Raw genomic sequence first — 12712 nt, 5'->3', positions numbered from 1 at the left:
GCCTTGCGGAATGAACTTTGTGAGGCGCAACGCTTTTTAAAGCTACGCAATATTCAGCAAATGCCGTATTTGCAGGTAAACGTACTGCACGATTTTTCCCATCGCAGACGTTGACCTTGTTGTACCTTTGAGCCCGCTTGTTCGAAACCAGCTCCCTCCACCCTATCTTACTCTTCTTTCCGTGGCCGAAATATCCTGTTCCTTTTGCAATAAGAGCAAGCGCGAAGTCGCCGTTATGATTTCGGGCATCAACGCCCACATTTGCGAAAAATGCGTGGGCCAGGCTCAGCACATTCTTGACGAAGAAGCCAAGGCACTGAACGACAGCAAGCAGCCCAAGTTCAACCTCATCAAGCCCAAAGCCATCAAGGAGCACCTCGACCAGTACGTGGTGGGCCAGGACGAGGCCAAGCGCGTGATGTCGGTAGCGGTGTACAACCACTACAAGCGCCTGATGCAAAAGCCCAGCGAGGACGAGGTGCAGATTGAGAAGTCCAACATCATCATGGTGGGCGAAACCGGCACCGGCAAGACGTTTTTGGCGCGCATGCTGGCCAAAATCCTGCAAGTGCCCTTCTGCATTGCCGACGCCACCGTGCTCACGGAAGCCGGCTACGTGGGCGAAGACGTGGAAAGCATCCTCACCCGCCTGCTGCAAGCGGCCGACTATAACCTCGAAGCTGCCGAGCGCGGCATCGTGTACATCGACGAAATCGACAAAATTGCCCGCAAGAGCGACAACCCCAGCATCACGCGCGACGTGAGCGGCGAGGGCGTGCAGCAGGCCTTGCTGAAATTGCTCGAAGGCACGGCCATCAACGTGCCGCCGCAGGGCGGGCGCAAGCACCCCGAGCAAAAGATGATTTCGGTGAACACCGAAAACATCCTCTTCATCTGCGGCGGCGCCTTCTCGGGCCTCGACCGCATCATCAAGAGCCGGCTCAACACCAAGCCCATGGGCTTTGCCAAAACCAACCTGGACGAGCAGGTGGACACCGAGAATTTCCTGCGCTACGTGTCGGCCCAGGATATCAAGAGCTTCGGCCTCATCCCCGAGCTCATCGGCCGCCTGCCCGTGCTCACCCACCTCAACCCACTGGACCGCAGCACGCTGCGCCTAATTCTGACCGAGCCCAAGAACTCGCTCGTGCGCCAGTACAAGCGCCTGTTCGGCATGGAGAACATTGAGTTGAGCTTCACCGAAGACGCGCTGGAGTACATCGTGGAAAAAGCCGACGAGTACCGCCTCGGCGCCCGCGGCTTGCGCTCCATCTGCGAGAGCATCATGACCGACGCCATGTTCGAAATGCCCTCCGAGGAAGAAGCCGACAAGCTGCAAATCAACCTGAGCTACTGCCGCAGCAAGTTCGAGAAATCGACGCTGCGCCACATGCGGGCCGCGTAGCTACCATGCAGGCGGCGCCCAGCCATACATAATGGGAAGTTCGGTTTCGGCCGGGCTTCCCATTTTTTGTAACCCTTTCAAAAGGCAGATTTAGCTCTATGGGAATATTTTCTGCGCTCTTCGGCAAACCGATTTTGCAAGACGAAGTATTTGGGCGGATTGAAATGCAGACTTTTAGCAGGATGGTGCCCCCGGTGTGGTACGGCGCGGCAACGATTCCCTTCGCTCCTGCCAGCAGCGAGGTATTTTGTTGCATCGCGGCTGACCGGGACGGACCCACGGACGCCCAACGCGCCTTCTTTCGGCACATTGAAAGCACGTATCCGGCGTTGGTCGAAAAGCTGGTTCCTATCATTGAGGAAGCGTTTCAGGCGTGGCAAGTTGGGTTCACCGTCTCGGATTTTGCGTCGGAGTTCAAGCCCGTAGAAATTACCATTCCCATAATTATTGGCCAACCGATTCAGTGGAGTTGGTCTTTCGAAACCGTTCACGAGCCCGACCACCTGCTGGCGGTATGCATGAGCGACGGCACTCCACTGCCCAACGTTCAGTTTGTGGAATGAGCCCAGCACCTTGTGGTACCCGCTACAATCCGCTTTATCTTGGCTGTCCGCCTCGTTATCTAGGAACTACGCAAGTGGTTGCTGCCCGCGAAGGCCACGCCGTTGATGACGACTACTAAACCACTCGGCTTCCTGTTTCTTTTCGCAGTGGCTTTGCCCACTTGGCTTTGGCGAGTGCTGCTGGGAGCGGGAGTGCTGGGCGGCACCCTCACCGCCTGCCAGGCTCCCCCACCCGCCGCACTCCGGGTGAGCGTGGTGGGCGACATCCTCCTGGCCCGCGGCGTACCGGCGGCCCTGGCCCGTGACAGCACGGCCCTGGCCCGCCGCGCGCGCCGCTGGTGGGCGGGCAGCCACTACGTGATTGGCAATCTGGAATGCCCGCTAACCACCCACCAGCAGCCGGCGGCGAAGCAGTTTGTGTTTCGGGCCGCGCCGCACTGGGCGGGCTGGTTGCGCCGGCTGGGGCTCACGCACGTCTCGCTGGCCAACAACCACACTTTCGACCAGCACCTGCAGGGGCTGGAGGACACCTTCGAGGCCACGCGCCGGGCCCGGCTGGGCGCGCTGGGCTACCAGCCCGATTCGGCCACCGGCTGCCTGCCCACGCTGCTGGGCCCCGATAGCAGCGTAGCGGTGCTGGCGTATTCGGCGTTTCGGGTGGGCGGCGCGGGCGAAGGGTGCGTGTGTGGCCGCGACTTTGCCGCGCTGTGCGAGCGGCTGGCGGCTTACAAAACGCTGTTTCCCAAGCGGGCGGTGCTGGTGTACCTACACTGGGGCACCGAATACGCCGGCCAGCCCACTGAAGAGCAACGCGAGCAGGCCCGCACCTTCGTGGACTGTGGCGCGGCAGCGGTGGTAGGCGCGCACCCGCATGTGGTGCAAACCGTGGAATACTACCGCGGCCGGCCCATTATCTACAGCCTCGGCAACTTCCTGTTCGACCAACGCGGCGCGGCCACGACCCTTGCGGTACAGGCCGATTTTGACTTGCGCGACGGGCACGTGGTGGCCACGTACCTCCGGCCGTTGCAACTGGTGCGTGCCGTGCCACAGGCCGCCGATGCCCGCGCCCGGGCGGCCCTGGTGGCTCGCATCGGGCGCGCCTCACCCGCGGTGCAACTGGTGCCCGACGACCGAACTGGCGGCTGGCGGCTGCAACCCACCGGCCCGGACGCGGCGCCGGATTCGGCGTTGGGCTTTTTTGAGCGGCGGGCGACCGTGGCGGGCCCGGCGGGGACGGCCACGGCCCGGCTGCGCCGGCTACCTCGTGCTCGCCAGACGCAAATTTGGGTGCCCACGGCCACCGGCGGCGCTTCAGTGGTCAGTTTTCGGTTTCCGATTTACGCTTTCGGCGCGGGCGACGTGGACAACGACGGCCACGCCGACCTGCTGGTGGGCCCCGTCAAGCCCACCCGGTTTGATAGCGCCTGGCACCGGCGGCTTTTTGTGTACGCGCTCGATTCGGCGGGCCGGTTGCAGGCGCGCTGGCGCGGCTCGCGGCTGACCTATCGGCTGCTGTATTTCCGAACCGAGCCCGCCGTGCGGGGCCGCACGTATGTTCGCACCCTCGAGCAAGCCCCGGACGGTAACTACTGCATTGGGCGCTATCATTGGCAGGGCTTTGGGCTGGCACTCGATGGCTTCATTGCCCGCCGAAAGTCGTTGGATGCGGCGTATTTGGCTTTTGTTAGATGAGTTGTTTTTCTATTTAACTGCTTGCATGAATCGTAAAATTCTACTGTCGCTACTCGGAATTTTGGTGGTGCTGGGATTAGGCACGGCCTACTTTTTCTGGCAGCGCCGCGCGGCGCCGCTGTCGACCGACGCACCTGCCCACAATCCGGCCACGGCTCCACCGGGCACCGTCTTTCACGGCAATGGCTTTGGCGAGCAGGTGCCGGTGCAGCTCACCGAGGACAAGGCCGAGCTGGCCAATGTATACGCCCGGCCCTACATCAAAGAGTATTTCGATGGCCCGAGCGAATACGACGAGGGCGACTTTGTGAAGCGCAAGCCGCTGCCGGCCTTCGACTACAGCCAGAACCTGACTGGCAAGTCCTACCTCGACCTGGTGCTGTTGCGCAACACGCTGTACGCCCGCAACGGCTACTGCTTCATGAACGCCACGCTGCGGCGCCACTTCGACAAAACCAACTGGTACAAACCGGTGTGGAGCGAGGCGAGCGACTCAGCCGGGAATGCGCTGCCGGCCAGCGTCATCCCGGTACCGCTCAACCGGCAAGAAGCGGCGTTTGAGCAGAAGGTGCAAGCCCTCGAAACCAAGCTGCTGGCGGGCCGAGTGGCTCCGCAAGGCGGGTTCCCGATGATTAACCCCGATTTCATCACCAACCAGCGCGAGTTTGCGTTGCCGACGGCCCTGCGGGCGGGGCTGGCCCGAAACAACTTCGCCATCGTGCCCACCAAGGAGGAGCAGCTGTTCTACCTCTACGACAAGGGCGAGTACGCCTTCACGCCCGCTTTCGTCACCACCGATTTGTTCCTGCAACTGCTGCACAAGTATCTGAACGGCATCCTAGAAGACGTAGAAGAAAAGCGGCTGCTGCCCGTGGTGACCGCCATGTTGCGCCAAGGCAATGCCCAGGCGCGCACCCTGGCCCAGCAAAGCCAGCTGCCCGCCGCCCGCAACGCCGCCGAGTGGGCCGCCGCTTACTACGCCGTGGGCCAGGGCCTGCTCACGGGGCAGCCAGGACCGGTGCCGGGCGCTTACGCCATCGACGCCCAACTGGAGGTAAGCCGCGCCACCCAGGCCGTCGACAAAGGGTCATTGCTGCTGGAAGACTCGCTGTTTGAATACCAGGCGCTGAAACCGCACGGCATGTACACCCGCACCGACACTACCAAGCGCTACTTCCGCACGGTGAAGTGGCTGAATACGGCCCCGGTGTTTCTCGACACCGACGCGGGCCTGCTGCGGGCCGTGGCGCTGGCCAAAGCCCAGGCCGCCGACCCGGCCGCCACGCGCGGCTTTCAGAACTTCACCCGCGTGCTCGACGTGCTGGCCGGCGACGAAGACAACCGGTCGCTCACCCACCTGCTCCGGCTGCTGGCCAGCCCGGCCTACGCCGGCAAAACCCTTGACGCCTTGGCCGCGCCGGCCGTGCTGGCCCGCCTGCGCCCCGCGCTGCTCGCCGCCGGTACCGACCGCATCCGGGCCAAGGGCACCCGGGCCCTGGCCCAAACCGCCCTTGACCGCCCCAAGCTGCTCTTCACCGCGGGCCGCTACAGCTTCGATGCCGAAATCCTCTCGCGCCTCACCGAAGTCACCGACCCGGCGCCCAAGCGCCCCTTCCCCAAGGGCCTCGACGTGTTTGCCTCCTTTGGCAACGCCACGGCCGAGGCGGTGCTACTGAACCACTACCGCGAAGCTGCCCGCTGGCCCGCCTTCCCCGACACGCTGCGGCAGCTCCAAAAGCAGTTTGCCGGCACCACGGCTTGGGACCGCAACCTCTACACCAAAACCCTGCAAACCCTGCTCAGCCTTAATAAGCCCGCGTCGCCCGCGCCCGGCGCGCCGCTTTTTGCCGCCACGCCCGCCTGGCAGAAGCGCAACCTGAGCACCGCCCTCGGCGGCTGGGCCGAACTCAAGCACGACTTGCTGCTGTATTCAGAGCAGCCGCAGGCCGCCGAGATGGGCGGCCCGGGCGGTGGCGGCCCGCCCGACCCCATCGTGCTGGCCTACGTGGAGCCCAACGTGCCTTTCTGGGACGCAGCCCTGAGCCTGCTGGCCTTTCAGGACCAGTCCCTCACCCGCCTGCAGGCCAACACCCCGCACCTGAGCGGCCTGAACAAGGAGCTGCGCGAAAAAATGAAAACCCTGCGCAAAATTGCCCAGCAAGAGCTGCGGCACGAGCCGGTGAGCGAAGACGACATGCTGGAGCTGGCTCAAATCGGCGGCTGGGCCGAGCAGCTGACGTTCAACATCCTCAAAACCGACCGGCTACCCGACCGCGAGCGGCACCTGGGGGTGGTGGCCGACGTGTACGCCCACAACGCCGACGTGCTGGAAGAAGCAGTAGGCGCCGTGGATGCCCTCTACACCGTGGTCGAAATCAACGGCACCACGGTCGTGGCCGTGGGTCCGGTGTTCAGCTACTACGAGTTTCAGAGCCCCACCCGCCTCACCGACGAGGAGTGGCAGGCCAAGCTGAACACGGCCCCGCCGGCCCGCCCCACTTGGCTACGCGAACTCATGGTGCCCGTCCCCAAGGTCAACACTAAGGGAGTGGAGAGGGTGTATTAGCCTTCGCAGCACAACCGAAAAATCAACTCACGCAAAACCAATTAAAAAAAGCCCGCCTGACGATTCAGGCGGGCTTTTCATTTTTAACTGACCTTCCTATTCCACCACTACGCGGCGCACGCTGGGAGCCCGGCCATCGACTTGCACGGTGAGCAGGTACGTGCCCGATGCCAGCCCGGTGGTGGCCAGCTCGGCTTCCTTGCCTCTGAAGCTGTGGGTGCTCACCACCTGGCCCAAGATGGTGCGCAGGGTGAAGCTGGCGTTGGCCGCGGGCTTGACCAGCGTGACGTGCAAGGCGGTTTTGCCGGCCACCGGGTTGGGCCACACGCTGAATTCGCTTTTGGCGGCAACGGTGGTGGACGTAGTCGTAGAGCAGACCGCACTCAACGTGAACGGTCCCGTTTCGTCCAGAAAACCGCTCACGAATATGGTATAGGACGTACCCAGCACCGAATTGAAGGACACCCTGGACGCCAGCGAGTTGGCCTGGCAGCTGCCCGCGTCGTCGTTGCCAGCCACGCAGGTCAGGCCGGTGCAGCTGCCCGAGTAAACGAAGAGCTTGCTGTCGTAAGCCGTACCGGAGTTGCAAGTAGACAGGGTGATGCTGTTGCCCGTGCCGGTGATGGTGTAGAATACTCCGCCCCCGTCAATGGGCTCGAAGCAGTCGGCGGTGGGGTCGCCAATGGCCGTGGCGCCTATTGTGGTTCCCGCCAGGGTTTGCCCGCAGGCAATGGGTAGTGCGTTGGCGCACAAGTCGTTGGACGGCGGCACAATAAAGACCGTGGCCGAACTGCCCGAGCCCCCCGCAGCCGTAACGGTGATGAGGCCCGAAGTAGTGCCAACCGGCACCGTCACGGTGATTTGGGTGGGTGAGTCGACGGTGAAAACGGGCGCCACCGTGCCGTTGAACGTGACCTGCGTGGTGCCCGTGAACCCAGTGCCCGTGAGGACGACCACCGTGCCCACCAAGCCGTTGCGCGGCGTGAACGACAGGATTACGGGCGCCGGAATCACGGTGAAGCTGGCCGCCGAAACCCCAGTTGCCACGGGAGTAGTGACGGCAATGGGGCCCGTGGTGGCCCCCACCGGAACTGTGGCCGTGATTTGGGTAGACGAATTGACGGTGAAGGCCGTGGCGTTCGTGCCGTTGAACGCCACCCGCGTAGCACCGGTGAAGTCGGTGCCCGTGATGACCACGCTAGACCCGATGGCCCCGGAAGCCGGCGTGAAGCTGGTGATGACCGGCGGCGGGCCCACAATAAACGCGGTGGGCGAAGTAGCCGTGCCCGTAGGCCCCGTGACCGTGATGGTGCCCGTGGTGGTGCCAGCGGCCACGGTAGCCGTCAGCTGCGTGGCGGAGTTCACCGTGAAGCTGGCGGCGGGCGTGCCGTTGAAATTCACCGCCGTGGCGCCTGTGAAGTTGGAGCCCAGCACCGTGACCACCGTGCCGGCCAGCCCGCCGGTGGGCGTAAAGCTGGTGATGGTGGGCCCCGCAGCGGGCGGGGTAACGATAAAATTGACATCCGAGATGTCGAAGAAGTAGTTGTCGGCAGCCTCAATCATTACCCGAGCCGACGACTGCGCGATGGCGGAGCTGGGCGCTACCACTACCGCCGAACCATCGTTGGGCTCGTTTTGGGCCAGCAGCACCGGGTAAGTTAAACCGCCGTCGAGGCTGAGGCGCAGGTTCACCGTGGCACAATTCACGGGGGCGTTGGAGGTGCCGGCCACGTTCCAGGTCACGGTTTGGGCCGAGCCGCCGGTCCAGGACACGGCCGTGTTGGGTGCGGTTACCACGAAGGGGCCGGCGGTGCTGGTCACGTTCAATTCAACCAGTTGGCTGAGGTTTACCCCCCCGATGACGCCGGCGGGGCCGCTGTGCTGGTCGCGCACCGTGCACCGGAACTTGAGCTCCCGCGTCACGGTGGGCAGCCGCTCGCCAAGTTGCGTGGTGTTGGCTACCAAGTTGCTCAGGCGCGGGAAATAGCGCGTGCCCGACGGCGTGGGGTTGAACGAACGGAACAAGGGCACGTTGTCGCCGGGCACCTGGGCCGCGGTGGGCGTGCCGGGCGAGCCCAGGTCCAACTCTTCCCAGGAGTACGTGAGGGCGTCGTTTTCGGCGTCGGTGGCGGTGGCCGTTAGTTTGAAGGGCGTGTTGGCGGGCAGGGTTTTGCCGCTGGCGGGCGCCGTTACCGTGGGGGCGGTGTTGCCGGTGGCTCGCGTGCTGGCGCAGGTGGTCCGGTCAATAAAATCCTGGATTTCCTCGTAATTGCCCGTGTGGAAAACAGCGTCAGAGCTCGGCTGCAAGTCGTTGGGCGAGTTGCAGATGCCCGCGTAGGCCATGATGGTGGAACCGGAGCCCGGCTCCCAGGCCGTGAGGGGGTTGCGGTTGGCAATGTTGCACTGGCCGCCTTCGCCGTTGAAGGGATGGTTGGCGCCGAACTGGTGGCCCATTTCGTGCGCCACAAAGTCGATGTCGAAGGCATCCCCCACCGGGTTGGCCGCGCCCGTCACGCCACGGGCCTTGTCGTTGGGGTCGCACACCACCCCGAGGTAGGCCACTCCCCCACCGCCGGTGCTCACCACGTGGCCAATGTCGTAGCTGGCATTGCCCACGATGCTATCGACCGTGATTTGGTTCTGGTCGAGCATGGCGTCCCCGTTGTTGTTGGTGTAGCGCCGCGCCGGCTGCCGCCCGGTACCGCTCAGGAAAACCAGCTGGTCGTTGTTGGGTATCAGCACCAGGCGCACGGCCAGCTCCTTCTCGTACACGCCCACCACGCGGTTGACGGTGGTGGCCTCGGCGGCGAGCACGCTGGCCAGCGTGTTGCCTCGGGCAGCAGCGTATTCGGGGGTGCAGGCCAGGGCCAGGCGGTAGGTGCGCAACACCGGTCCCGTGGCGAGCGCCGCCGTGGTCCGGTTGGCGCGGGCCGTGCGCCGCTGCGTGGCTGCTTTCACCGCCGACGCTTTGGGTTCGAAGTCGCAGGGCTGGGCCGCGCCGGCTGCGGCCCGGTTCATGTCGCGCTGGTAAAAGCTGAGGTAGTGCCGGGCATCGGTCCGGCGCACCGGGTCGATGTAAAAGCTGTTGCCCGCGCCGGTCAGCACTTGGGCGTGGAAGCCCTGCGGCGTCAGGTCGAGGCGCAGGGTGGCGGTGGCGTCGTCGAGGCCAACCCCAACATAGGTGGTGATTTCCGGAAAGCGGGTGGCCAGCTCGGGCGCGAGCACCGAAGTCCGGCGCAGAGCAAAGCGGCCGGTGCCGCCGTTTGGCAAGGGCAAGCCCAGCACCAGGGGGGCGGCGCCGGCCTGGGTTTCGGGCGGGGCGGTGGCCAGGGCAGCCCGCAAGCCGTTCACGTCCAGGGTCAGGGCTTGGTAGTTATACAAAGCAGCGGCCAAGGGCGTACCGGCCGCGGCGCCGCGGGCTTCCGCATCGGCCTGGAAAAACTGCGGGGCGTGCTGGGCATAAGCGCCAACCAGCGAACACAATACCAGGCACCCTACGGCCCCCGCGCGGCTCAACAGGGTTCGAAAGGCCGCTGCCTTGGCGGCCAGCCACGTGCTGGCCGCCGGGGCCGTGTAAGGGTGCTTCATACAGCAAATGCTTCGGTGGAAGTGGTAAATTTAGGCAGGCGCACCGGTAATGCGCCCGCTGTTCCACCTGCAACGGGCGGCTATATGCAACGTACGTTGCGCGGCCTTTGGTTAGACTGTTTGCAGATACTTCACCATCAGCTCGGCCGTTTTGCGGGCGGCTTGCTGCTGGCCCAGCTTCTCGCGCAGCTCGGCGTAGCCGGCCTTGATGCGGGCCATGTAGTCGGCGTCGGTCAGCAGGAGCTTGAGTTCGTCGAGCAGGTTGCGGGCGTTGAATTCGCCCTGAATCAGCTCTTTCACCACGGCCCGCCCCGCAATGAGGTTGACCAGCGAGATGTAGGGTACCTTGATGACCATCTTGCCTATGGCGTAGCTCAGGGCGCTGGTGCGGTAGCACACTATTTGGGGCACACCAAACAGGGCAGTTTCCAGGGTGGCGGTGCCGCTCGTGACCAAAGCTGCCTTGGCGTGGCTGAGCAGGTCGAAGGTTTGGTCGAAGAGGAACTTGATGCCGTTGCGCTCGAAGTGCCGGTAGTAGTTCGGGTCGAGGTTGGTGACGCCGGCCACCACGAACTGATACTCCTGAAAACCGGGCAGAATGGCAATCATCTCGTGCAGCATTTCCTCGATTTCCTGCTTGCGCGAGCCCGGCAGCACCGCAATGATGGGCCGGTCGCGCTCCAGGCGGTTACGCTCGAAGAAGTCGGCGGTGGGCTCGAACTCGGCCACGGCGTCGGCCGTGGGGTTGCCGGTGTAGTCCACGCCGTACCCAAACTTCTGGTAAAATTCCTCCTCAAACGGCAGGATGACGAACATCTTGTCGACGTTGGCCTTCACCTGCGCCACGCGGCCCTGGTTCCAAGCCCAAATCTTGGGCGAGATGTAGTAAAACACCTTGATGCCGTTGGCTTTGGCAAACTTGGCCATGCGCAGGTTGAAGCCCGCGTAGTCGACCAGAATGAGCACATCGGGCCGGAAGGCCAGCAAATCCTGCTGGCACTGCTTGAGGTAGCCCCGGAACTTGAGCACGCTGGTGGCCGCCTCCACAAAGCCCATGATGGCCAGGTCCTGGTAGTGCCGCACCAGCTCGCCGCCCTGGGCCTGCATCTGGTCGCCGCCCCAGTAGCGGAACTGCGCGGCGGCGTCCTGCCCGCGCAGCTCGCGCATGAGGTGGGCCGCGTGGAAATCGCCCGACCGTTCGCCGGCTATCAAATAATATTTCAAGTTGTTACGTCATCCTGAGCGCAGCGAAGGACCTTATCACGTCCGCGCCGCTGGGGTTAGTAATTCTGACAAAAGCGCCCGTGATAGGATGCTTCCTTCGTCAGCATGGCAGACGGCCTACCCGCCGTAGTATTCCACGAAGTTGCGCGGCGTTTCGTACAGCTTTACGCAGTGCAGCTGGGCCTGGGTGATGGCCGGCAGCTCGCGCTCGAGGATTTGCCAAAAGGCAATGGCCAGGTTTTCGGTGCTGGCCATTTGGCCGGCCATGAAGGGCACGTCGAGGTTGAGGTTTTTGTGGTCGACCTGCTCGGTAATGTGCGTGCGGAGTAGGTCAGACAACGCTTTCAAATCCACTACAAAGCCGGTTTCGGGGTCGGGCTGTCCTTTTACCGTCACAATGAGGTCGTAGTTGTGGCCGTGCCAGTTGGTGTTGGCGCACGGGCCGAAAACCTCGCGGTTGCGTTCGTCGCTCCACTTGGGGTTGTGCAGCTTGTGGGCGGCATTAAAATGTTCCTGACGGCTTACGTATATCATTCTGCTAGTTGTCAGTTGTTAGTTGCTAGTTGTCAGTTTAAAAAGACACTTTCGCACCCTAACAACTGACAACTAGCAACCGACAACTAATTGTTTTTCCGCAGCAAATATACGAAGAAGGGTACCCCGAACAGGGCCGTGACCAAGCCCACCGGCAGCCCGGCCGGCGGGTAGAGCAGCCGCGCCAGCAGGTCGCAGGCCAGTAGAAAGCCGCCGCCCAGCACCGCACAAAACAGCAGGTTGTAGCGGCCTGTGGTGCCCAGCAGGCCCCGCGTGAGGTGGGGCGCCAGCAGCCCCACAAAGCCTACCGGCCCGCACAGCGCCACCACGCCCCCCGTGAGGCCGGCCGCCAGCCCCACCAGCAGCCAGCGGCGCTGAGCCACCGGCAGCCCCAGGGCCGCGGCCCGCTCCTCGCCCAGCAGCAGCAGGTTGAGGTCCTTTTGCAGAAAAGCCAGTACAAACAGGCTGATGCCCAGGGCTACTGCTGGGTACGGCAGCACGCTCCACCCGGCCCGCTCGAAACTGCCAAACGCCCAGAACACCACGCTGCGCAAGCTCCCCTCGGGCGAGGCCAGAAAGGTGAGCAAGCTGCCGATTGCGGAGGCCAGCGCCCCCACGGCCACGCCCGCCAGCAGCAGCGGCGCCGGCAAGATGCGCCCGCGCCGGGTGCCCAGCGCCACCACCAGCAGCGTGGCCCCAAATGCGCCCGCCAGCGCCGCCACCGGCGGCAAATACACGCCCGCTAGCGTGAGCGACGGCACCAGCACATAGGAAGCAATGGCCCCGAGTGAGGCCCCAGAAGCCGTACCCAGCAGGTAAGGGTCGGCCAGCGGGTTGGTTACCAGCGTTTGCAGGAGGTAGCCGCTCACGGCCAGGCTAGCACCGGCCAGCAGCGCCAGAATGATGCGCGGCAGCCGCAGCTGCACCAGCACCAGTTGGGCAGGGTCGGTGGGGTCGTAGTGTAGGAACGTATTCAGGATGAAGCTGTAGGAAGTGGCGTAGCTGCCCACGCGCAGCCCCAGCACCAGCAGCACCAGGACCAGCACGAGGCCCACAGTTAACCAGAGCAACGGGCGGGAAGATTTCAACGAAGAACGAGTCAAATAGAACGTCATGTCGAGCGCAGCCGAGACATCT

General features: G+C 63.8%; 8 protein-coding genes. 4 read left to right on the top strand and 4 right to left on the bottom strand.

The genetic code is table 11. The features are described 5' to 3' along the window. The first annotated feature begins 181 nt into the window (after window positions 1–181). From clpX to VF629_RS04340, 4 genes are all read left to right on the top strand, one after another. Complete coding sequence (gene clpX / locus VF629_RS04355; RefSeq protein WP_331057231.1) at window positions 182–1405, top strand: ATP-dependent Clp protease ATP-binding subunit ClpX; 1224 nt, start codon at window positions 182–184, stop codon at window positions 1403–1405. Window positions 1406–1503: 98 nt separating this feature from the next. After that, window positions 1504–1968, top strand: a complete 465-nt coding sequence (locus tag VF629_RS04350) for a hypothetical protein (RefSeq protein WP_331057230.1) — start codon at window positions 1504–1506, stop codon at window positions 1966–1968. 147 nt (window positions 1969–2115) lie between these two features. Then, the gene (locus VF629_RS04345) at window positions 2116–3663 is read left to right on the top strand and encodes a CapA family protein (RefSeq protein WP_331057229.1); all 1548 of its coding nucleotides are present in this window, start codon (window positions 2116–2118) and stop codon (window positions 3661–3663) included. A gap of 25 nt (window positions 3664–3688) precedes the next feature. Further along, window positions 3689–6229 carry a DUF3160 domain-containing protein gene (locus tag VF629_RS04340; protein ID WP_331057228.1) on the top strand — a complete coding sequence of 847 codons (2541 nt, stop codon included), beginning with the start codon at window positions 3689–3691 and terminating at the stop codon, window positions 6227–6229. 96 nt (window positions 6230–6325) lie between these two features. Here the strand turns inward: VF629_RS04340 and VF629_RS04335 are convergent, their stop codons facing one another. The 4 genes from VF629_RS04335 to VF629_RS04320 all read right to left on the bottom strand — a co-directional run. Beyond that, entirely contained in the window at window positions 6326–9817 is a 3492-nt protein-coding gene (locus VF629_RS04335) for a reprolysin-like metallopeptidase (RefSeq protein ID WP_331057227.1), read from the bottom strand. A gap of 111 nt (window positions 9818–9928) precedes the next feature. Beyond that, a complete protein-coding gene (gene lpxB / locus VF629_RS04330) occupies window positions 9929–11041 on the bottom strand; it encodes a lipid-A-disaccharide synthase (RefSeq protein WP_331057226.1) in 1113 nt (370 codons plus the stop codon). Window positions 11042–11158: 117 nt separating this feature from the next. After that, a complete protein-coding gene (locus VF629_RS04325) occupies window positions 11159–11575 on the bottom strand; it encodes a 6-pyruvoyl trahydropterin synthase family protein (protein WP_331057225.1) in 417 nt (138 codons plus the stop codon). An 86-nt stretch (window positions 11576–11661) separates the two neighbouring features. After that, the coding region (locus VF629_RS04320) for an iron ABC transporter permease (protein ID WP_331057224.1) at window positions 11662–12712 on the bottom strand (1051 nt) is incomplete at its 5' end.

The sequence above is a fragment of the Hymenobacter sp. genome, from assembly GCF_036388155.1.
Taxonomy (GTDB): domain Bacteria; phylum Bacteroidota; class Bacteroidia; order Cytophagales; family Hymenobacteraceae; genus Hymenobacter.
Note: the sequence above shows the minus strand (reverse complement) of the source record. Positions and strands in the feature narration are given on the sequence as shown.

What these genes read in the sequence shown, in the direction of transcription:
- VF629_RS04350 (WP_331057230.1), top strand. Translation starts at nt 1,504, where the DNA reads ATGGGAATATTTTCTGCGCTCTTCGGCAAACCGATTTTGCAAGACGAA.
- VF629_RS04340 (WP_331057228.1), top strand. Translation starts at nt 3,689, where the DNA reads ATGAATCGTAAAATTCTACTGTCGCTACTCGGAATTTTGGTGGTGCTG.
- VF629_RS04335 (WP_331057227.1), bottom strand. Translation starts at nt 9,817, where the DNA reads ATGAAGCACCCTTACACGGCCCCGGCGGCCAGCACGTGGCTGGCCGCC.
- VF629_RS04325 (WP_331057225.1), bottom strand. Translation starts at nt 11,575, where the DNA reads ATGATATACGTAAGCCGTCAGGAACATTTTAATGCCGCCCACAAGCTG.